The sequence below is a fragment of the Arthrobacter sp. IK3 genome, from assembly GCF_051337705.1.
GTDB classification, from domain to species: domain Bacteria; phylum Actinomycetota; class Actinomycetes; order Actinomycetales; family Micrococcaceae; genus Arthrobacter_B; species Arthrobacter_B koreensis.
This window is the reverse complement of sequence record NZ_JBPPSW010000008.1, coordinates 146275-166508: the sequence shown is the minus strand read 5'-3', so window position 1 is coordinate 166508 and position 20234 is coordinate 146275. Positions and strand designations below refer to the sequence as shown.

General features: G+C 67.1%; 20 protein-coding genes. 2 read left to right on the top strand and 18 right to left on the bottom strand.

Features of this window, described 5'->3' with window-relative positions:
- Window positions 1-2: 2 nt before the first annotated feature.
- Entirely contained in the window at window positions 3-2024 is a 2022-nt protein-coding gene (locus ACSLGO_RS12425; RefSeq protein ID WP_436401238.1) for a primosomal protein N', read from the bottom strand.
- Between ACSLGO_RS12425 and ACSLGO_RS12420 the strand changes: the two genes are divergently transcribed.
- Window positions 1938-2171, top strand: a complete 234-nt coding sequence (locus ACSLGO_RS12420) for a hypothetical protein (protein ID WP_386887625.1) — start codon at window positions 1938-1940, stop codon at window positions 2169-2171. The genes ACSLGO_RS12425 and ACSLGO_RS12420 overlap by 87 nt on opposite strands.
- Here the strand turns inward: ACSLGO_RS12420 and metK are convergent.
- The 12 genes from metK to pyrR all read right to left on the bottom strand — a co-directional run bounded on the left by metK (window position 2161) and on the right by pyrR (window position 14946).
- Window positions 2161-3387 (bottom strand): methionine adenosyltransferase, encoded by a 1227-nt coding sequence (gene metK / locus ACSLGO_RS12415; protein ID WP_091604612.1) that lies wholly within the window; start codon window positions 3385-3387, stop codon window positions 2161-2163. The genes ACSLGO_RS12420 and metK overlap by 11 nt on opposite strands.
- A gap of 41 nt (window positions 3388-3428) precedes the next feature.
- Entirely contained in the window at window positions 3429-4730 is a 1302-nt protein-coding gene (locus ACSLGO_RS12410; RefSeq protein WP_436401221.1) for a bifunctional phosphopantothenoylcysteine decarboxylase/phosphopantothenate synthase, read from the bottom strand.
- Between the two features lie 33 nt (window positions 4731-4763).
- A complete protein-coding gene (gene rpoZ, locus ACSLGO_RS12405) occupies window positions 4764-5024 on the bottom strand; it encodes a DNA-directed RNA polymerase subunit omega (RefSeq protein ID WP_055241005.1) in 261 nt (86 codons plus the stop codon).
- A gap of 39 nt (window positions 5025-5063) precedes the next feature.
- Window positions 5064-5633: a guanylate kinase gene (gene gmk, locus ACSLGO_RS12400; RefSeq protein ID WP_419242687.1), complete on the bottom strand. Its 570-nt coding sequence runs from the start codon at window positions 5631-5633 to the stop codon at window positions 5064-5066.
- A 61-nt stretch (window positions 5634-5694) separates the two neighbouring features.
- Window positions 5695-6012: an integration host factor, actinobacterial type gene (gene mihF, locus ACSLGO_RS12395; protein WP_091604601.1), complete on the bottom strand. Its 318-nt coding sequence runs from the start codon at window positions 6010-6012 to the stop codon at window positions 5695-5697.
- A 142-nt stretch (window positions 6013-6154) separates the two neighbouring features.
- Entirely contained in the window at window positions 6155-7018 is an 864-nt protein-coding gene (gene pyrF, locus ACSLGO_RS12390; RefSeq protein WP_436401220.1) for an orotidine-5'-phosphate decarboxylase, read from the bottom strand.
- Complete coding sequence (gene carB / locus ACSLGO_RS12385) at window positions 7011-10307, bottom strand: carbamoyl-phosphate synthase large subunit (protein WP_436401219.1); 3297 nt, start codon at window positions 10305-10307, stop codon at window positions 7011-7013. The genes pyrF and carB overlap by 8 nt, the downstream gene beginning before the upstream one ends.
- Complete coding sequence (gene carA / locus ACSLGO_RS12380) at window positions 10307-11443, bottom strand: glutamine-hydrolyzing carbamoyl-phosphate synthase small subunit (RefSeq protein ID WP_152274613.1); 1137 nt, start codon at window positions 11441-11443, stop codon at window positions 10307-10309. The genes carB and carA overlap by 1 nt, the downstream gene beginning before the upstream one ends.
- Before the next feature lie 38 nt (window positions 11444-11481).
- Window positions 11482-11997 (bottom strand): PH-like domain-containing protein, encoded by a 516-nt coding sequence (locus ACSLGO_RS12375; RefSeq protein WP_091604589.1) that lies wholly within the window; start codon window positions 11995-11997, stop codon window positions 11482-11484.
- Window positions 11985-13361, bottom strand: a complete 1377-nt coding sequence (locus tag ACSLGO_RS12370) for a dihydroorotase (RefSeq protein ID WP_091605888.1) — start codon at window positions 13359-13361, stop codon at window positions 11985-11987. The genes ACSLGO_RS12375 and ACSLGO_RS12370 overlap by 13 nt, the downstream gene beginning before the upstream one ends.
- A gap of 8 nt (window positions 13362-13369) precedes the next feature.
- Window positions 13370-14368, bottom strand: a complete 999-nt coding sequence (locus ACSLGO_RS12365) for an aspartate carbamoyltransferase catalytic subunit (RefSeq protein WP_152274526.1) — start codon at window positions 14366-14368, stop codon at window positions 13370-13372.
- Entirely contained in the window at window positions 14365-14946 is a 582-nt protein-coding gene (pyrR, locus tag ACSLGO_RS12360; protein WP_091604583.1) for a bifunctional pyr operon transcriptional regulator/uracil phosphoribosyltransferase PyrR, read from the bottom strand. The genes ACSLGO_RS12365 and pyrR overlap by 4 nt, the downstream gene beginning before the upstream one ends.
- Before the next feature lie 112 nt (window positions 14947-15058).
- Here pyrR and ACSLGO_RS12355 point away from each other — a divergent pair, with 112 nt between their 5' ends.
- On the top strand, window positions 15059-16252 hold the full coding sequence (locus tag ACSLGO_RS12355) for a PrsW family intramembrane metalloprotease (RefSeq protein WP_091604580.1): 1194 nt from the start codon (window positions 15059-15061) through the stop codon (window positions 16250-16252).
- A gap of 87 nt (window positions 16253-16339) precedes the next feature.
- Here the strand turns inward: ACSLGO_RS12355 and nusB are convergent, their stop codons facing one another.
- From nusB to aroC, 5 genes are all read right to left on the bottom strand, one after another.
- Window positions 16340-16750, bottom strand: coding sequence for a transcription antitermination factor NusB (nusB, locus tag ACSLGO_RS12350; protein ID WP_091604577.1), 411 nt, complete (start codon window positions 16748-16750; stop codon window positions 16340-16342).
- Window positions 16747-17310 carry an elongation factor P gene (gene efp, locus ACSLGO_RS12345; protein WP_055240995.1) on the bottom strand — a complete coding sequence of 188 codons (564 nt, stop codon included), beginning with the start codon at window positions 17308-17310 and terminating at the stop codon, window positions 16747-16749. The genes nusB and efp overlap by 4 nt, the downstream gene beginning before the upstream one ends.
- A 71-nt stretch (window positions 17311-17381) precedes the next feature.
- Window positions 17382-18503 carry a 3-dehydroquinate synthase gene (aroB, locus tag ACSLGO_RS12340; protein WP_263126891.1) on the bottom strand — a complete coding sequence of 374 codons (1122 nt, stop codon included), beginning with the start codon at window positions 18501-18503 and terminating at the stop codon, window positions 17382-17384.
- Window positions 18504-19019, bottom strand: coding sequence for a shikimate kinase (locus tag ACSLGO_RS12335; RefSeq protein WP_436401218.1), 516 nt, complete (start codon window positions 19017-19019; stop codon window positions 18504-18506).
- Window positions 19012-20223, bottom strand: coding sequence for a chorismate synthase (aroC, locus tag ACSLGO_RS12330; RefSeq protein WP_091604571.1), 1212 nt, complete (start codon window positions 20221-20223; stop codon window positions 19012-19014). Before aroC ends, ACSLGO_RS12335 begins: the two co-directional genes overlap by 8 nt.
- Window positions 20224-20234: the final 11 nt, after the last annotated feature.

Genomic DNA, 20234 nt, shown 5'->3' with positions numbered 1-20234 from the left:
AACTACAGCCCGTCCGGCGCGTCAACCCGAATGTACACCGGATCACCCGTCCGCCGTGCGGAAAGCGCCGCCTTGGCGGACCGCATCGCCGGCGTGATCACGTTCGCATCCCCGTAGGGGAAGAAGCAGAGGGTACGCCAGCGCGGGGTGGTTTCTCCGCCGTGAGCTGGTGGTTCTTCCACCGGGGCAGGGCCCACGATCCGGGCGCTTTCGGGCAGGCCGAGCCGGGACACGAAACTGTCCAGCCCGTCGCGGGAACCGGTCAGCTCCGCGTAGCGCACGGCGGGCGGCAGCCCCAGTTCCCGGCGGAGGGCGAGTTCGCGTTCGGCTGCTCCCGCCGGGTCCCAGCGCAGCAGGTGGCCCACGGTGGCGGTGTCGTCAGCGGTCACCACAACCACTCCCCCGTCCGATGCCGGGCGGACCAGGGCCGCTGCAGTAAGCCAGCGGCGCAGCGTTTCTTCCTGTGCCCGCAGTGACTGCCGCGAGAGCATGGCGGTCCCGTCCAGCAGCAGCGCGGCGGCATAGCCCGACGGCGCCACGGGTTCCGCGCCCGGAGTGGCGACTACCAGTGCGGGCACATCGGGCACCTCTGCGCGGATATGGTCTCCCGCCGAGGACACCACTGTCACGGACGGGAAGGCGCGGCCGAGCTCCTCGGCGGTCCGTCCCGCTCCTGCGGTGGACGCCCGCAGCCGGAAACTTCCGCAGTGCGGACAGTGCCACCTCGGCTCCGGCCGGGCACACCACCGGCAGGCGGGCGGCGAGTTGCGTCCGGACTGCGCCAGCGGCCCCTGGCACTGCCGGCAGCGGGCCGGCTCCCTGCAGTCCTGGCAGGACAGGGCCGGGGAGAAACCCGTCCGGGCCACCTGCACCAGCACCGGGCCGCGCTTGAGTCCGTCCTGGGCGGCCTTCCAGGCCGCATGCGGAATCCTGGCCCGGGCGGCCAGCGGGTCCCGCTCCAGGTTGAAGGTGTCCGCCGTACTCATCACCCGTGCCGTTGAGGCACGCACCAGGGCCCGCTCAGCATCCAGGGCAGCCGCCCAGCCGGACTCGATCAGCCGCTGCGCTTCGGTGCTTCGGGTATGGGAAGCAACGAGCATTCCCGCGCCCGCGGCCTCGGCCCGGAGCAGCAGGACGTCGCGGGCATGCTGGTACGGCGCGCGCTGCTCGGCATGCAGGTCGTCGGCGTCATCCCAGATGCAGACAAGGCCCAGGTTTGCCACCGGCGCGTAGGCAGCGGAACGGGTGCCCACCGCCACGGACGCGTCGCCGTAAAGCAGCTGCAGGAAACTGCGGTACCTGGGGGTGGGACCGTCCTCCCCGGTCAGGCGCACCGCGGTGTCCGCGGGCACCCTCTCCTGCAACGCGTCCATCACACGCGCCAGGTCCTTCTGGTCCGGTACAACTACGACGGCGCCACGGCCGGAGAGCACGGTGGCCTCCACTGCGGCAGCTATTTCACGCGGCCAGGCGTCGGGACCGTAGCCGCGGAGGGAACTCAGCACGGCCCGCGGACTGTGGCCGGCTGCGAGGTGGCTCAGGAAACGCGGGCCGTGCGCGTACCGCCGGAACGGGTTTTGCTCCGATTGCGTGGGTTCGGGAACAGCCTCGGACGTCCCGGAGCGGTCTGCCGGTTTTTCTGGGGATCCCGTTCCGGCTCCGGCGCCGGGAACCCGGCCTGCGAACTCTTTTTCAACGCGCGCTACCCGCGGCGGAACGGCCACCCTCAGCACGTCGTGGACGGATCCGGCATAGCGTGCCGCAACTGACTGGGCCAAGCTGAGGACTTCGGGGCTAAGCACGGGGACCGGTGAAACCACCTTGCCCAGGTTCACCAGCCGGGCGGTCGTATCCGTGGATGCAAGCCGCTCAATCAGGAAACCGGCGAGTTCCTGCCCGCCGAAGCGAACCTTGACGCGCACGCCCGGAGACGCTGCATCGCTGAGCTCCGCGGGCACCAGGTAATCAAAGGGACGGTCCAGGTGCGGCAGCGGGGAGTCGAGCAGCACCCGGGCGATGGGCAGCTCCGGTGCCGGCTGGGACTTCCCGACCGGCGCTGCGGGCGGACTAAAGCCGTGCAGCAGGGAGAGCTGCACGGCTTCCTCCGCTGGAGCGTGCCCTTCCCGGGGCGCACGCTGCGGCGGATGCTCCCCCATGGCGCTAGGCGTTAAACCAGCGGCGCAGTTCCTCGACCTTGTCGAGGCGTTCCCAGGTAAAGCCTTCGTCCTCACGGCCGAAGTGCCCGTGGGCGGCAGTCTTCTGGTAGATGGGCCGCTTGAGGTCCAGTGCGTTGATAATGCCCAGCGGACGCAGGTCGAAGACCTCGTTGATGGCCTGGGAGATGCGCATCGGGTCTACGGTCTCCGTGCCGAACGTCTCGACGTAGATGCCAACCGGGCGGGCCATGCCAATGGCGTAGGCAATCTGGATTTCGGCCCGGCGTGCAAGTCCGGCAGCCACCACGTTCTTCGCGACCCAGCGCATGGCGTAGGCAGCGGACCGGTCCACCTTGCTCGGGTCCTTGCCGGAGAAGGCACCCCCGCCGTGGCGGGAGAACCCGCCGTAGGTGTCCACAATGATCTTGCGGCCGGTAAGGCCGGCATCGCCCACGGGACCGCCAATGACAAACGGACCGCCCGGGTTGATGATGTGGCGCACCCCGGAGGTGTCCAGTTCGGTTCCGGCGAGCACGGGATTGACCACGAACTCAACCATGTCGCGGTGCAGCTGGCCCTGGTCCAGGTCCGCAGCGTGCTGGGTGGAGACGACGACGGAGTCCACGGAGACCGGCCGGTCGCCGTCGTAGCCAATGGTGACCTGGGTCTTGCCGTCCGGACGCAGGTACGGCAGCGTGCCGTCCTTGCGCACCTGGGTCAGGCGTTCAGAGAGCCGGTGCGCCAGCCAGATGGGCGTGGGCATCAGGACACTGGTCTCATCGCTGGCGAAACCGAACATGATGCCCTGGTCACCGGCGCCCTGGGCGTCCAAGGGGTCCACGGCATCGCCGGAACGGTTCTCCACCGAGTTGAAGACGCGGGAAGCGATCTCCGGTGACTGCTGGCCGATCGAGACGGAGACACCGCAGCGTGCGCCGTCGAAGCCGTTGGCCGAGGAGTCGTAGCCGATGTCCAGGATGGTGTCCCGGACCAGCTGCGGGATTTCCACATAGCCTTCGGTGGTAACCTCGCCGGCAACGTGGACCAGGCCGGTGGTCACAAGCGTCTCCACGGCAACGCGGGATTCGGGGTCCGCCTTGAGCAGGCCGTCGAGGATCGCATCACTGATCTGGTCACAGATCTTGTCCGGATGGCCTTCGGTCACCGACTCGGAGGTGAACAGCCGCAGGGCACTTGGTTCGGCAGGGGCAGTCGTATTGCTGGAAGTCACGGGTTTACTCTACTTCGTTCCGGGGACAGTCCCCGCCTGGGTCAGGACGTGGCGTGCAGGGCCGGGGAGCCGGCCAGTTCAGCGGCGATCCGCTGGACGAGATGCCGGGCGATCTCTGCCTTGCTCCCGGTGAGGGCAGGCGGTTCGGCGGCCGGGTCATCCTTCGGTGAGAGAATCCTCACCTCGGTGCTGTCCTGCCCAAACACCAGCGCACGGCCCACCTGGTTGAGGACCAGCAGGTCGCAGCCCTTCCGCTCGAGTTTGCGGCGGCCGTATTCGAGGACGGATCCGCTGTCATCGCCTGTTTCCGCGGCGAAACCGACAATCAGGGAGGGCCCGGATCCGGAAGCGGAGCGGTTCTGCACGGTCTCAGCCAGGATGTCCGGGTTGCGCACCAGCGTGATTACCGGATCCCCGCCGTCGTCGCGCTTCTTGATTTTGGTGTCCGCATTCTCTCCCGGCCGGAAATCCGCCACGGCGGCGGACATGACCAGGACATCCGTGGACTTCGCCGCCTCGTGGACGGCGTCGCGAAGTTCCAGGGCAGTTTCAACCTGCACCAGGTCAACGCCCTGGGGCGGGGGAACCTCAAGGTGGGCCGCGATGAACCGCACCTGGGCCCCTTCGGCAAGGGCGGCGGCGGCGATGGCTGCACCCTGCTTTCCGGATGACCTGTTGCCCAGGAAGCGAACGGGATCCAGGGGTTCCCGGGTGCCCCCGGCGGTGACGGTGACCCGGCGGCCCGCGAGCAGGCCCGCTGCCGGCGCGGATCCGGCGGGAGCTTGTCCCGCCGCTGCCGGCGCGGATCCGGCGGGAGCTTGTCCCGCCGCTGCCAGCGCGGCGGCAAAAATATCTTCCGGCTCCGGAAGCCGTCCCGGGCCCGAGTCCTTGCCGGTCAGGCGGCCGGAAGCGGGGTCCATGACGACGGCGCCGCGGGAGCGAAGGGTGGCGACGTTGGCCTGCGTGGCCGCATGGTTCCACATCTCGGTATGCATGGCCGGGGCGAAGAACACCGGTCCGCGTGCCATCAGCAGCGTGTTGGTGAGCAGGTCGGAGGCCAGGCCGGCAGCGGCCCTGGCCAGCAGGTCCGCGGTGGCCGGTGCCACCACGATCAGGTCGGCTTCATGGCCGAGCCGGACGTGGTTGACGGTATCCACGGCGTCGAACACCGTGGTGCTGACGGGATGCCCGGAAAGTGCTTCCCAGGTGGCAATGCCCACGAAGTGGGTGGAAGCCTCGGTGGGCACCACCTGGACGCTGTGGCCGGCTTCGGTGAACAGGCGCAGCAGCAAGGCTGCCTTGTAGGCAGCAATACCGCCGCCCACCCCCAGGACAATGCGCACGCCTGTCCTACCTCCTAGCCGTGGATCAGTGCCTTACTCGGCGGTTTCGTTGGCGCGGACTACCAGCATGCCGTCGTTGATCTCGCGCAGGGCGATGGACAGCGGCTTTTCGTTGAGCTTGGTTTCCACCAGCGGGCCAACGTACTCGAACAGGCCTTCGTGCAGCTGGGAGTAGTAGGCGTTGATCTGGCGGGCGCGCTTGGCGCCGTAGATGACCAGAGCGTACTTGGAATCAGCGGCCGTCAGCAGGTCGTCGATCGGCGGGTTGATGATGCCTTCAGGCTGGGTAGACAAAAGATCTCCAAAGTTTTCGTGCGGATCAAGAACAGCAGCTCAGCGTTGGCGAGGGCTGATCCCCATGAGTGAAACGAGCTCTGCTGCAGCCCGCTGAACGTCATCATTGATGACAGTGTGATCGAACTCGGGCTCGGCAGCAAGTTCCAGTTTAGCGGTTTCCAGGCGCCGCTGCTGCTCTTCGGGTGTTTCCGTGCCCCGGCCCACCAGCCGGCGGATCATTTCGTCCCAGGACGGCGGTGCCAGGAAGACGAAATTCGCTTCCGGCATTGACTCCTTGACCTGCCGCGCGCCCTGCAGGTCAATCTCCAGCAGGACCGACCGGCCTTCCGCCATCGCGGCCTCAACCGTGCGGCGCAGCGTCCCGTACCGGTTGTGTCCGTGCACCACGGCCCACTCGAGCATCTGGCCTTCGGAGACCAGGTCGTCGAACTCCTCGGCCGTCACGAAGAAGTAGTGCACGCCGTTTTCCTCGCCCGGGCGAGGGGCGCGGGTGGTAGCGGACACCGAGAGCCAGACCTCGGGATAGTTATCCCGGATGTAGGTGGACACCGTGCCTTTACCAACGGCGGTGGGACCTGCCAGAACTGTCAGCCGCGGTTGCGACACGTAGACCTCACTTGTTTAGGGAACAGGTCCGACGCCGCCGCAGCCGCTTGGGGCGGCCGGCTTAGTCGGACTCCAGTAATTCGATCAGCGCCTTGCGCTGGTGGACACCAAGGCCCCGCACCCGGCGGGTGGGGGCAATGCCCACGGTAGCCATTATTCCAGCTGCGCGGCGTTCCCCCACACCAGGCAGTGCGCGCAGCAGGTCTACGACCTTCAGCCGGCCCACTGCTTCCTCGGAAGCGCGGGAGACGATGACCTCCTCGACCGAGAGTTCACCGGATTTGATCTTGGACTTGATCTCCGCCCGCACAGTGCGGGCGGCGGTGGCCTTTTCCCGCGCCCTGGTGCGCTCGGCTTCAGTCAGTGGTTTGAGGTTCAATTGGCTCTCCCGGGCGAAGACTGACCGCCCGTCAAACTGGTTGTGACCGGCGGCTTTGCGGTTTCTTGGGCTAGGGTCCGAACCTATCCGCACTGTGCGGGCAATGCAATGGAAACCGGTACGTAAGACGTACCGGTTTCCACTATGGCTGCGGAAGGCCGTCCAGCGTGCGGGCGGCGGCTTCGCGCAGTGCGCTGCGGTCCGGGCCCGCCTTGAGGATGTCCCGGCTGGAGGTGGCCAGTACGTTCGCGTAGGCCGCACCGAAGGTTATCCGCAGGTCTTCGCCCGTTGCGCCCTGCGCCCCGAGGCCCGGGGCGAGGATGGGCGCGTTGGCTGCGGCCAGGTCGATGCGCAGGTCAGCCAGGGCGGAACCGACAGTTGCTCCGATTACCAGTCCGGTGGAGCCCAGCGTCCGGGCCCCTGCATTTTCGGCGGCAGCGGCATCGACAATCCGGGCTGCCACCGAACGGTCCGAGCCCACGTGCTGCACCGACGCGCCTTCCGGGTTGGAGGTCAGTCCCAGGACGAAGACTCCCCTTCCGGTCGCGGCAGCGAGGTCCATGGCGGGCCGCAGCGATTCATATCCCAGGTAGGGGCTCAGGGTGACTGAGTCCGCTGCCAGCGGCGATCCGTCCCGCAGCCAGGCGTCGGCATAAGCGGCCATGGTGGAGCCGATGTCCCCGCGCTTGGCATCAGCGATGGAGAGGACGTCCGCCTCGGTGCAGGCGGCCAGCAGCCGTTCAAGCACGGCCATGCCGGCGGAGCCGTGGCGTTCAAAGAGTGCCACCTGCGGCTTGACGGCAGCAGCCTGCTCCCCCACAGCCTCCAGGACGGTCAGCGAAAAGCGTTCGAGCCCGGCGGCGTCGTCGTTCAGTCCCCAGGCGGCCAGCAGGCCGGGATGGGGGTCGATGCCGGCGCACAACGGGCCGCGCGTGTCCATCGCTGCCCGCAGGCGCGCACCAAAGGGTGCGCGCCTGCGGGCAGCGTCAATGCCGTGCTCAGGCAAGGCTGGAAGCCTGGAGCCTGGCGGCGTACTCCTGGAGGGAGCACACGTCCCATTCGTAGGAACGCATCGCTTCGATGGCCTGCACCGCGGCGGTGAACTCGGACACCGTGGTGATGACCGGGCAGCCGATCGAGGTGGCAGCAGCACGGATTTCGTAGCCGTCGCCCCGGGCCTGTCCACCGGAGGGCGTGTTGATGACCATGTTGATGTCACCGGCGGTGATCAGGTCCACCACGGTGCCTTCGCCGTCGGGTCCGGTGCCTTCGGCGACCTTGCGGACGGTGGTGGCCTGGATGCCGTTGCGGCGCAGGACATCTGCCGTGCCGCCGGTGGAGAGGATCTCGAAGCCGAGGTCGCTCATGAGCTTCACCGGCATGATGATCGAGCGCTTGTCCCGGTTGGCGACGGAGACGAAGATCTTGCCGGCCGTGGGCAGCGCCGAGTTGGCGGCAGCCTGCGACTTGGCAAAGGCGGTGTCGAAGTACTTGTCGATGCCCATGACTTCGCCGGTGGAACGCATTTCCGGGCCGAGGAGCGAATCCACCACGGTGCCCTCGGGCGTGCGGAAGCGGCTGAACGGCAGCACGGCTTCCTTCACGGCCACCGGCGCATCCAGCGGAAGCGAGGAGCCGTCTCCGGCTGCCTTGAGCTTTCCGGCCGCACGCAGTTCGGCAATGGTGGTGCCGGTGCCGATCAGCGCCGCGGCCTTGGCCAGCTGGACGCCGGTTGCCTTGGAAACGAACGGTACGGTGCGGGAGGCACGCGGGTTGGCTTCGATCACGTAGAGCACGTCCGAGGCGAGGGCGAACTGGATGTTGATCAGGCCGCGCACGCCCACGCCGGAGGCGATGGCACGGGTCGCTTCGACCACGCGGCCAATGACGTCCGTGCCCAGCGTGATGGGAGGCAGCACGCAGGCGGAGTCGCCGGAGTGGATGCCGGCCTCCTCGATGTGCTCCATGATGCCGCCCACGTACAGGTCGGTGCCGTCGAAGAGCGCGTCGACGTCGATTTCGATGGCGTCTTCCAGGAACCGGTCAACCAGGACGGGGTGGTCCGGGGTAATTTCCGTGGCGTTGGCGATGTAGCGGGACAGGTTCGCCTCGTCGTAGACGATTTCCATGCCGCGGCCGCCCAGCACGTAGGAGGGGCGGACCAGGACCGGGTAGCCGATCTCGTCGGCGATCTTCTTGGCGTCCTCGAAGGACACGGCGGTGCCGTTCTTCGGGGCCACCAGCCCGCCCTCGTCCAGCACGCGCTGGAAGGCGCCGCGGTGCTCGGCCAGGTCGATCGCCTCGGGCGAGGTGCCCAGGATCGGGATGCCGGCGTCGGCCAGTTCCTGTGCCAGCTTCAGCGGGGTCTGGCCGCCGAGCTGGACGAAGACACCCAGGACACCGCCGGTGCGCTGTTCGGCGTGGATGACTTCCAGCACGTCCTCGAGCGTGAGCGGCTCGAAGTAGAGGCGGTCGGAGATGTCGTAGTCAGTGGACACGGTCTCCGGGTTGCAGTTGATCATCACGGTCTCGTGCCCGGCTTCGCGCAGCGCCATGGTGGCGTGCACGCAGGAGTAGTCGAACTCGATGCCCTGGCCGATGCGGTTCGGCCCGGAGCCGAGGATGATCACGGACGGCTTGGCGTGCTGCGCCACCTCGTCTTCCTCGTCGTAGGAGGAGTAGTGGTAGGGGGTGTACGCGGCGAACTCCGCGGCGCAGGTGTCCACCGTCTTGTAGACCGGGCGGATACCCAGGACGTGGCGCACGCCGCGGACCACTGGCTCCGGCTGGTTGGTGAGCCGGCCGATCTGCGCGTCGGAGAAGCCGTGGCGCTTGGCCAGGCGCAGGACGTCCTCATTGATCTGGGCGGCGCCGCGGATTTCCTCGGCAACCTCGTTGATCAGTTCGAGCTGGTCCAGGTACCAGGGGTCGATTCCGGTGGCCTCGAAGAGCTGCTCGGCGGTAGCGCCGCCCAGCAGTGCCTGCTGTACCTGGGCCAGGCGGTCCGTGGTGGGCCGTTTGGCGGCTTCGATGAGAGCCGGAACATCCGCGGGATCCACCGGGTCGAAGCTGAGCTGCGAGCCCTTCTGTTCCAGGGAGCGCAGGGCCTTCTGCAGCGCCTCGGTGAAGTTGCGGCCAATGGCCATGGCCTCGCCGACGGACTTCATGGTGGTGGTCAGGGTGGGATCCGCGGCCGGGAACTTCTCGAAGGCGAAACGGGGAACCTTCACCACCACGTAGTCCAGGGTCGGCTCGAAGGACGCCGGGGTCTTCTTGGTGATGTCGTTCGGGATCTCATCCAGCGTGTAGCCCAGGGAGAGCTTGGTGGCGATCTTGGCGATCGCGAATCCGGTTGCCTTGGAGGCCAGCGCCGAAGAGCGGGAGACGCGCGGGTTCATTTCAATGACGACGACGCGGCCGGTGTCCGGTTCAATGGCGAACTGGATGTTGCAGCCGCCGGTGTCAACGCCAACCTCGCGGATGACGGCGATGGCGATGTCCCGCAGCTTCTGGTACTCACGGTCCGTCAGGGTCATCGCCGGGGCCACGGTGATCGAGTCGCCGGTGTGGACGCCCACGGGGTCGAAGTTCTCGATGGAACAGACAACAACCACGTTGTCGTTCTTGTCCCGCATCATCTCAAGTTCGTATTCCTTCCACCCCAGGATGCTCTCTTCGAGCAGCACCTCGGAGGTGGGGCTGTACTGGATGCCCGCACCGGCGATGCGGCGCAGGTCCTCGGCGTTGTAGGCCAGGCCGGAACCGAGCCCGCCCATGGTGAAGGACGGGCGGACCACCATCGGGTAGCCGAGCTCCTCGGCAGCGGCGAAGGCCTCGTCCATGCTGTGCACGATGATGGACTTCGCGGACTCGGCGCCGCAGCGTTCGACGACGCCCTTGAACTTCTCGCGGTCTTCGCCGAGCTCGATGGCTTCGATGTTGGCACCGATCAGCTCGACGTTGTACTTCTCCAGTACACCGTTCTTGTCCAGGGCGATCGCCGTGTTCAGCGCGGTCTGGCCGCCCAGGGTCGGCAGCACGGCGTCGGGGCGTTCCTTGGCGATGATCTTCTCGACCACCTCCGGAGTGATCGGCTCGACGTATGTGGCGTCGGCGAACTCCGGGTCGGTCATGATCGTTGCCGGGTTGGAGTTGACCAGGATGACCCGGAGGCCTTCCTCCTTCAGCACGCGCAGTGCCTGCGTGCCGGAGTAGTCGAATTCGGCGGCCTGGCCGATGACGATCGGGCCGGAGCCGATCACCAGGACGGACTTGAGATCGGTTCTGCGGGGCATTAGCGGGATTCCTTGTTCTTGCTGGAGGCCATCAGGTCGACGAAGCGGTCGAAGAGGTAGGCGGAGTCGTGGGGGCCGGCAGCGGCTTCGGGGTGGTACTGGACGGAGAATGCGGGGATGTCCAGGCAGGCGAGGCCTTCCACCACGTTGTCGTTGAGGCTGATGTGGCTCACTTCCACCGTGCCGAAGCGCGCTTCGGGAGCGGTGACGGGACCGTCCAGCGGTGCGTCGACGGCGAAGCCATGGTTCTGGGAGGTGATTTCAACCTTGCCGGTGCGGCGGTCCAGGACCGGCTGGTTGATGCCGCGGTGGCCGTAGGGCAGCTTGTAGGTCCCAAAGCCGAGGGCGCGGCCCAGGATCTGGTTGCCGAAGCAGATACCGAAGAACGGGGTGCCGGTGTCCAGCACGTCACGCAGCAGCTTCACCTGGTTGTCGGCGGTGGCGGGGTCGCCGGGGCCGTTGGACATGAAGACGCCGTCAGGGTTCAGGGCCCGCACGTCTTCCAGCGTGGCCGAGGCGGGCAGCACGTGCACGCGGACCCCGCGTTCGGCGAAGCGCACCGGGGTCATGGACTTAATCCCAAGGTCCAGGGCGGCCACGGTGAAGAGCGGCTCGCCGTCCCAGCCGTGCGCGGAGGGCTCGACGACGTAGCTTGCCTCGATGCTCACTTCCTCGGCAAGGCGGGAACCGGCCATTGACTCCTGCGCGCGGACTTCAGCGAGCAGCTCGGCGTCGCTGCGCAGGGCAGCCTCACCGGAGAAAATGCCGGCCTTCATGGCACCTCGCTCGCGCAGGTGGCGGGTGATGGCACGGGTGTCGACTCCGGAGATGCCAACCACGCCCTGGGCTGCGAGGTCCTCGTCCAGGGTCCGCTCGGAGCGCCAGTTCGAGGGCTTCCGGGCGGCGTCGCGGACAATGTAGCCGGCAACCCAGATGCGCCGGGACTCGGCGTCGTCGGTATTCACGCCGGTGTTGCCGATGTGCGGTGCCGTCTGGACAACCAGCTGCCGGGCGTAGGAGGGGTCAGTAATGGTCTCCTGGTAGCCGGTCATGCCGGTGGCGAAGACAGCCTCTCCCAGTGCGGTGCCGGTGGCTCCGTAGCTGCGGCCGCGGAAACTGCGGCCGTCCTCCAGCATGAGGACAGCTGTTCTCGGGGCGGGGGTTTGGTTCACTGTCACAGTTGTTCCTCGCTAGATGTTGCTGATTCCGGGCCCAGCGCCTTGATCGCCGAAACCAGGGGGTTCTTGTGGTCGGCCGCCCGGGTGCGGAACCCGGTGTCGACCCGCTTGGGTCCGAGCTGCCAGGTCACCATGACCAGGCCCTCCTTCTCCACGAATTTTCCTGCCATCCCGCGTTCCAGGCGCACATCGCGCAGGTCTTCCCGCGGGATCCAGACATCCGGTGCGCCCTTGCGTGCGAACAGCAGGCCTTCGTCGAAGACCGCGGCGGTCGCCACTGACTTGACGCCCATGCCGTAGACCGCAAGGCGGTCCAGCCAGTCGCCGGCGGTAGTGGTGGCGACGTATTGTCCGTCAGCCTCGAACCGGGGCAGCTCCAGGTCTTCGGGAAGCGGCCGGGGCCGGGGAATGTCCGCCTGGCGCTGGCGGCGTCCCCGCCAGCCGACGGCGAACAGGGTGAGCACAATGGCGGCGGCGGCCAGGACCGCGACGAGGAAGATCAGCCAATCCATGGAGTCTCCTCTGCTGCTGCGGCACGGGGGCCGTTTAGTGCTCCGTCCAGGACGGTGGGGTGGCCGGCGAAGAAAGCGGCACGGACCATTCCGGGCAGTTCCAGCCCTGCATAAGGACTGTTCTTGCCCATGGTTGCCATCTTATGGGGGTCCACGGTGCGCCGCGCAGCCGGGTCTACCAATATGACGTTTGCCGGTTCACCGGTTTCCAGCGGCCTTCCCTGTGTTGCTACGCGTCCGATCCTGGCCGGAGTGGCAGAAGTCACCCGTGCGAAGCCTTCCCAGTCCATCAGTCCGGTTTCGATCATGGTTGCCTGCACCACGGACAGCGCCGTTTCAAGTCCGGTCATGCCCATCGCAGCCTGCGCCCACTCGCATTCCTTGTGCTCGCTGGGGTGCGGTGCGTGGTCGGTGCCGACGATGTCGATGGTGCCGTCGGCAAGCCCGCGGCGCAGGGCCTCGACGTCGGATTCCGTGCGCAGCGGCGGGTTCACCTTGTACACGGGGTCGTAGCTGCGGACGGCCTCGTCGGTGAGCAGCAGGTGGTGCGGGGTGACCTCGGCGGTCACGTTGATGCCGCGCTCCTTGGCCCATCGGATAATCTCCACGGACCCGGCGGTAGACACGTGGCACACATGCAGCCGTGAGCCGGTGTGCTGGGCCAAGAGCACGTCGCGGGCAATGATTGATTCCTCGGCCACGGCGGGCCATCCGGGCAGGCCCAGGACTGCGCTGACTTCACCCTCGTGCATCTGCGCCCCGTCGGTCATACGGGGTTCCTGTGCGTGCTGGGCCACGACGCCGTCGAACGCCTTGACGTATTCGAGCGCGCGGCGCATCAGCACCGGGTCATGGACGCACATGCCGTCGTCGGAGAACACCCGGACACGGGCACGCGAGTCGGCCATGGCACCAAGCTCGGCCAGCCGCTCGCCCTGCAGGCCCACGGTGACGGCGCCCACCGGGCGCACGTCCACCCAGCCGGACTTCAGGCCCAGGCTGTAGACCTGTTCCACGACGCCGGCGGTGTCCGCCACCGGATTGGAGTTGGCCATGGCGTGGACGGCGGTGAAACCCCCCAGGGCCGCTGCCCGGGTTCCGGTCTCTACCGTCTCGGCGTCCTCCCGTCCGGGTTCGCGGAGGTGGGTGTGCAGGTCCACCATGCCGGGCAGCGCCACCAGGCCGTGGGCGTCGATGGTCAGTGCGCCTTCGGGCGCGTCGAGTCCCTGGCCCACGGCGGCGATGACGCCGTCCCGGATCAGCAGGTCGGCCTGTTCCTTGCCCAGCAGCGAGGCGCCGCGGAGCAGGTACGTTCCGGTGGAAGAAAGCTTCGGGGAATCCGCGGGGGCGGGCTTGGCGGGGATTGCTGTAGTCACTGGGCAGATACTTCCTGTGGTGTGCGCTGGGAGCTGCTTTCACCGGAGAGCAGCAGGTAGAGGGCGGCCATGCGGACGGAGACACCGTTGCTGACCTGGGCCAGGACGGTGGCGCGCGGCGAGTCGGCGGCCCGAGAGGAGATTTCGAGGCCGCGGTTCATCGGGCCGGGGTGCAGCAGGATCGTGTTGTCCATGCCAAGGGTGTCCAGGCGGTCCAGCCGGACGTCGTCGAACCCGTATCGGCGTGAGTATTCCCGCACCGTGGGAAAGAACGCGGAATGCATGCGTTCTGCCTGGACACGGAGCATCATGACGGCGTCCGGCTTGGTTTCCAGCGTTTCATCCAGGGAATAGCTGACCTTGCAGGGCCAGGATTCGACGCCGAAGGGCAGCAGCGTGGGCGGTGCCACCAGCGTTACTTCCGCGCCGAGGGTCTTCAGCAGCCAGAGGTCGGAGCGGGCCACACGGGAGTGCAGGATGTCTCCCACGATCGCCACGTGCATGCCCTTGAGGTCCGTACCGGCGGAAGGAACCCCGTGCAGCTGAGCCCAGTGCCGCCGCATGGTGAACGCGTCCAGCAGCGCCTGGGTGGGATGCTCATGGGTGCCGTCGCCGGCGTTGAGGACAGCCGCGTCGATCCAGCCCGAGTTGGCCAGGCGCGCCGGGGCGCCCGAGGCTCCGTGGCGGATCACCACGGCATCGGCACCGATGGCCGCCAGCGTCTGGGCGGTGTCCTTCAGTGACTCGCCCTTGGAGACCGATGATCCCTTGGCGGAGAAGTTGATGACGTCCGCGGAGAGCCGTTTGGCGGCGGCTTCGAAGGAGATGCGGGTGCGGGTTGAGTCCTCGAAGAAGAGGTTGACCACTGTGCGGCCGCGAAGGGCGGGAAGCTTCTTGACTTCCCGCTCCCCCACAGCCGCCATGGCCTCCGCAGTGTCCAGGATGGAGATGGCGTCCTGGTAGGAGAGGTCCAGGGTGGAGAGCAGGTGTTTCATGCAGTGCCTTCGATCACGACTTCGTCCAGTGCCGGCGAGTCGGTCTCTGCCAGCCTCACCCGGACCTTTTCCACGGCGGCGGTGGGCAGGTTCTTGCCAACGTGGTCCGCGCGGATGGGCAGCTCGCGGTGTCCGCGGTCCACGAGGACGGCCAGGCGGACGGCGCGGGGACGGCCGAGGTCGATCAGGGCGTCGAGTGCTGCACGGATGGTACGGCCGGAGTAGAGGACGTCGTCCACCAGGACCACCACTTTGCCGTCAATCCCGCTGGGCGGAAGCTGCGTGGGATACGGGGGCCGGGTGGGCTGGTGTGCCAGGTCGTCACGGAACATAGTGACGTCAAGCTGTCCGGTGATGGCCTCTGCGTGGACGGTGGGATCCGCGGCCGCAATCTTGGCGGCGAGCCGGCGGGCCAGTGGATAACCGCGGCGGGGAATGCCCATCAGCACCAGGTCGGTGCCGCCCTTGTTTGCCTCAAGGATCTCGTAGGCGATGCGTGTCAGTACGCGGTCAATATCAGCTGAAGTCAGAACGGTGCGGGCAGGCAGCTGCGCCTGCCGGGAATCACGAAGATCCATATTCTGCTTCCTCCTTCCCCGCCTCACAGGACGGACTTAAAGGTTGAATGCTTCTCAAAACTATCACAGCAGCTCACGCGTATATTCTTGGGTCCATGACAGGCACCCGCCCATGACCCTGATGCCCGGCAACGGTCCTGCCACTCCGCCCGGGCAGCCCTCCGAACCGCTGCCCGGACTCAGCGTTCCCGCCGCGGGGCGCGGCGGTTCCGGAGTGCTGAACATCCTGCTGATCGCGGCAGCCGGGATAGTGCTGGTCCTGGTGGGACTGTTCCTCTTCGCGGCCCTGGGAAGCGAGGCGTTCATCCTGTGCGGGATCCTGGCGCTGATCCCCCTGGGCATCTGCCTGCTGGGCCTGCACTGGATTGACCGGTGGGAGCCCGAGCCCCGCGGAGCCCTCATCTTTGCTTTCCTGTGGGGCGCCGGCGTTTCTGTGGCCATTACCCTCCTGCTGGGCAGCACGGTCAACGAGGTCCTCGTCATGCTGCTGCCGCTGACGCCCGCAGACGTGCTGACCACGGTGATCCAGGCGCCGCTGGTGGAAGAAACCGCCAAAGGGCTCGGAGTCCTGATGCTGGTGTTCGTGCGCCGCAGCCACTTTGACGGTCCCCTGGACGGGATTGTCTATGCCGGCGTCGTCGGCGCCGGCTTCGCATTCACGGAGAACATCCTGTACTTCAGTGCTGCGCTGTTCGAAGCCGGCGGAGTGGGGCTGCAGCTGGGTTTCGTCTTTGTGCTGCGCGGGCTCCTGTCGCCCTTCGCGCACGTGCTCTTCACGGCCGCCATTGGGCTGGGCCTCGGCATCGCCGTCGCTCGGCCCGGTGCCGGGCGCATCGTGGGAGGATTCGCCGCCGGGCTCGCCGCGGCGGTGGCCGGCCACATGTTCTGGAACGGCGGGATGGCGCTGGTGGCGGATGACTTCTTCGTCTTCTACTTCCTGCTGCAGGTACCGCTCTTCGCCCTCGCGGTGGGCGGGGTGACGTGGCTTCGGCGGCAGGAGCGGCGGCTCACCGGGCAGCGGCTCGGAGAATACGCGGCCGCCGGCTGGTTCACCCCCGCGGAGGTGGACCTGCTCTCCACTCCGGGAGGCCGCCGACAGGCCCTGAACTGGGCAGGAGCCTTCGGTGCCAAGACCTATATGCGCTCGTTCATCCGCGAGGCTACGAACCTTGCCCTGACCCGGCAGCAGCTGGTGAACGGCCGGGATCCGGACAAGAACACGGCACGGGAACACCGGCTGCTGACGGAGCTGACACGCACCCGCACCCAGCTTCTGGGTGTCGCGGCAGCCGGACGGCGCTGGTAGGGATTCCCCCCTCCCGCAGGGGCAGCCCGGACATGCGAAGGCCCGGCGGGTAATCCCGCCGGGCCTTACGCGCAGGGTTCTGCCGGGCTAGGCCAGCAGTGAATCCTTGAGCTCATGCAGGCGGCTCAGCAGTCCGTTGATGAACGCAGGTGATTCATCCGTGGAGAGCGACTTGGCCAGCTCAACGGCTTCGCTGATGGCAACCTTGTCCGGCACGTCGTCGTTATACAGCAGTTCCCAGCTGCCAAGGCGCAGGATGATGCGGTCAACCGCAGGCATGCGCTCCAGCGGCCAGCCCTGGGAATACGTGCCAAGGAACTCGTCGATCTGCTCCTGCTTGGCGATCACGCCTTCCACCAGGTCCATGGTGTAGGGATTGATAACCTGGTCCGTCTTTTCCCGGCGGGAACGCAGGGATTCGAGCGGAGACATGGATCGCTGCTCCGCTTCGAAGAGCACCTCAAGTGCCCGTGTTCTTGCTTTACTGCGTGCACTCACTCGTTAACGCGTCCCAGGTAGTCTCCGGTGCGGGTATCGACCTTCACCTTGGTGCCGGTTTCCAGGAACAGCGGGACCTGGATTTCGTAACCGGTTTCAACGGTGGCCGGCTTGGTGCCGCCGGTGGAACGGTCGCCCTGCAGGCCCGGCTCGGTGTAGGTGATCTCCAGGACCACGGAAGCCGGCAGTTCGATGTACAGCGGGGCACCTTCGTGCATGGCGATGGTGACCATCATGGACTCAAGCATGAAGTTGGCGTAGTCGCCGACGATCGAGCCCGGGACCGTGAGCTGGTCATAGTCCGAGGTATCCATGAAGACGTAGTCTTCGCCGTCCTTGTACAGGTACTGGTAATCGCGGCGGTCAACCGTGGCGGTTTCGATCTTGATGCCCGCGTTGAACGTCTTGTCGACAACCTTGCCGGAGCGGACATTGCGCATCTTGGTACGGACGAACGCACCACCCTTGCCCGGCTTTACGTGCTGGAACTCAATGATGCTCCAGAGGTTGCCTTCAAGCTTCAGCACGGTGCCGTTCTTGATGTCGTTGGTCGTTGCCACAGTTTCTCTTTCGTCGTTTCGCTTCTGCTTCGAGTCTTGTCCGTCGACCATTCTACCTGTTCGGTGAATACCTACAGGCTGAGGCGAATCCCGGTCTCCGGTTCGGACGCGATCTCCTGGTAGGCAGCGAAGAGCAGGGACGTATCCGGGACCTCCAGGATGGACGGCCTGGCCAGCCCGTCCAGGAGCACGAACCGCAGCAGGTCGCCGCGGGACTTCTTGTCCCGGCGCATGCCGTCCAGCAGCGCGCTCCAGCGGTCACGGCGGTAGGTCACCGGAAGGCCAAGGGAGGTCAGGATCTCCTTGTGCCGGTCAGCGGTGGCGTCGTCCAGCCGGCCCACCATGCGGCCAAGTTCCGCGGCGAAGACCATGCCCACGGAAACCGCCGCGCCGTGGCGCCACTGGTAACGCTCGGCCAGTTCAATGGAGTGGCCCAGGGTGTGGCCGTAGTTCAGGAACTCCCGGCGGCCGGCTTCCCGCAGGTCGGCGGACACAACCTCCGCCTTGACCCGGACCGCGCGTTCCACCAGTTCACGGACGACGTCGGAGCCGCCGTCGGCAACAGCCTCCGGCTTCGCTTCGATCAGGTCAAGGATGGCCGGATCCGCGATGAAGCCGCACTTGACGACCTCCGCCATGCCGCTGAGCAGTTCGTTCTTCGGCAGTGAACCGAGGGCATCCAGGTCCGCCAGGACTCCTGCAGGCGGGTGGAAGGCACCTACCAGGTTCTTGCCCTCGGCGGTGTTGATGCCGGTTTTGCCGCCCACTGCCGCGTCCACCATGCCCAGCAGGCTGGTGGGGATGTGCACCACCTTGATGCCGCGCAGCCAGGTGGCTGCCACGAAACCGGCGACGTCGGTGACCGCTCCGCCGCCCACGGCCACAATGGCGTCCGAGCGCGTGAAGTCGTTCTGTCCCAGGACCTGCCAGCAGAAGGAGGCAACCTGGATGTGCTTGCCCTCCTCGGCGTCGGGAATTTCCGCGGTGAGCGCCGTAAGGCCGGCTTCGGCGAGCTCGTCGCGGACGGTGTCACCCGTGGTGCGCAGGGCGCGGGGGTGGATCACCAGGACGCGCCGGACCCGCTCCCCCAGCATCGCCGGAAGGCGGCCGAGCAGGCCGTTGCCGATGACGACGTCGTAGTTCTCTGCGGGCTTCTCACCGGTCACTTCGATGACGGTGGCTTCAGCGGGCATTTAGTTCTCTCCTTCGTCCAGGGCGGCGGTGATGCGTTCCACCACCTCGGCGATTGCCAGTCCCCTGGTATCTATGACTATGTCTGCCAGCGATTCGTAAAATGGCCTGCGGGCCTCTGCCAGAGCGCTCCAGCGCAGCGCCGGGTCTCCGGCCAGCAGCGGGCGGTTGGCGGTGCGGGAGATGCGCGGCAGCACCGTGGCGAGGTCCGTATCCAGAAATACCACCGTAGCGTGCTTGAGCAGCTGCTGGGTTCCGGTGTCCAGGACCGCCCCGCCGCCGAGGGAGATCACCGAGCGCACCGGTGAGTCCAGCGCCCCGGCCACTGCCCGCGCCTCGGCTTCGCGGAAAAACCGTTCGCTGTGCCGGGCGAAGATCTCCGGAATGGGCCCGTGTTCCTCCACCACCAGCTGGTCCGTGTCCACGTAGGGCAGGTTGTGCCGTGCGGCCAGCTGCCGGCCGACAACGGACTTGCCGGCCGCCATCAGGCCGATCAGGACCAGGTGCCGGCTAGACACCTGTGCCGGTACCGGTCGAGGACAGCGAGTCCGGGATGCTCTCCAGGTACGTGCGCAGGTTCCGTGCCGTTTCCGCCACCGAATCGCCGCCGAACTTCTCGGTCATTGCCTCGGCGAGGACCAGTGCCACCATGGCTTCGGCGACGACGCCGGCGGCAGGCACGGCACAGACGTCCGAGCGCTGGTGGTGGGCGCGGGCAGGTTCGCCGGTGGAAACGTCCACCGTCTTAAGGGCACGCGGCACGGTGGCGATGGGCTTCATGGCAGCGCGCACACGCAGCACTTCGCCAATGCTCATGCCGCCTTCGATGCCGCCGGCGCGGTTGCCGGAACGGATAACCCGCCCGGACCCGTCCTGCAGGATTTCGTCGTGCGCGGCGGAACCGCGGCGGGAAGCGGTGAGGAATCCGTCCCCCACTTCGACGCCCTTGATGGCCTGGATGCCCATCAGGGCTCCGGCCAGGCGTGCGTCGAGGCGGCGGTCCCAGTGAACGTAGCTGCCCAGTCCCGGCGGCAGGCCGTAGGCGAGCACTTCCACGACCCCGCCGAGGGTCTCGCCTTCCTTGTGGGCGGCGTCTACCTCGGCAACCATGGCGTCGGTGACGGCCGGGTCAAAGCAGCGCATCGGGTTTTCATCGAGCGCAGCAACGTCGGAGGGCAGCGGCAGTGCCGCTCCCTCGGGCGATGCGACGCCGGCAATGCCAACCGTGTGGCTGACGAGCTCAACGCCAAGCTGCTTCAGGAACGCCGAGGCCACTGCGCCAAGCGCCACCCGGGCTGCCGTCTCGCGTGCGCTGGCGCGCTCGAGCACCGGACGGGCCTCGCTGAAGCCGTATTTCTGCATGCCGGTGAAATCAGCGTGGCCCGGACGCGGCCGGGTCAGGGGGGCGTTGCGCGCCTGGCCTTCGAGGATTTCCGCCGGGACGGGATCGGAGGCCATGATCTGTTCCCACTTGGGCCACTCGGTGTTGCCCACCTCGATGGCCACGGGGCCGCCCTGTGTCAGTCCGTGCCGGACTCCGCCCAGGATGCGCACCTCGTCCTGTTCGAACTTCATGCGGGCACCGCGGCCATAACCGAGGCGCCGGCGTGCCAGCGCTTCCTGGATGGACGGGGTGCTTACTTCGACGCCCGCAGGGACGCCCTCAATAATTCCGACGAGTGCAGGCCCATGGGACTCACCGGCGGTCAACCAACGCAACATGGCTTCAATAC

What these genes read in the sequence shown, in the direction of transcription:
- carB (WP_436401219.1), bottom strand. Translation starts at nt 10,307, where the DNA reads ATGCCCCGCAGAACCGATCTCAAGTCCGTCCTGGTGATCGGCTCCGGC.
- carA (WP_152274613.1), bottom strand. Translation starts at nt 11,443, where the DNA reads ATGCTGGAGGACGGCCGCAGTTTCCGCGGCCGCAGCTACGGAGCCACC.
- ACSLGO_RS12375 (WP_091604589.1), bottom strand. Translation starts at nt 11,997, where the DNA reads ATGGATTGGCTGATCTTCCTCGTCGCGGTCCTGGCCGCCGCCGCCATT.
- ACSLGO_RS12365 (WP_152274526.1), bottom strand. Translation starts at nt 14,368, where the DNA reads ATGAAACACCTGCTCTCCACCCTGGACCTCTCCTACCAGGACGCCATC.
- pyrR (WP_091604583.1), bottom strand. Translation starts at nt 14,946, where the DNA reads ATGGATCTTCGTGATTCCCGGCAGGCGCAGCTGCCTGCCCGCACCGTT.
- ACSLGO_RS12355 (WP_091604580.1), top strand. Translation starts at nt 15,059, where the DNA reads ATGACCCTGATGCCCGGCAACGGTCCTGCCACTCCGCCCGGGCAGCCC.
- aroB (WP_263126891.1), bottom strand. Translation starts at nt 18,503, where the DNA reads ATGCCCGCTGAAGCCACCGTCATCGAAGTGACCGGTGAGAAGCCCGCA.
- aroC (WP_091604571.1), bottom strand. Translation starts at nt 20,223, where the DNA reads ATGTTGCGTTGGTTGACCGCCGGTGAGTCCCATGGGCCTGCACTCGTC.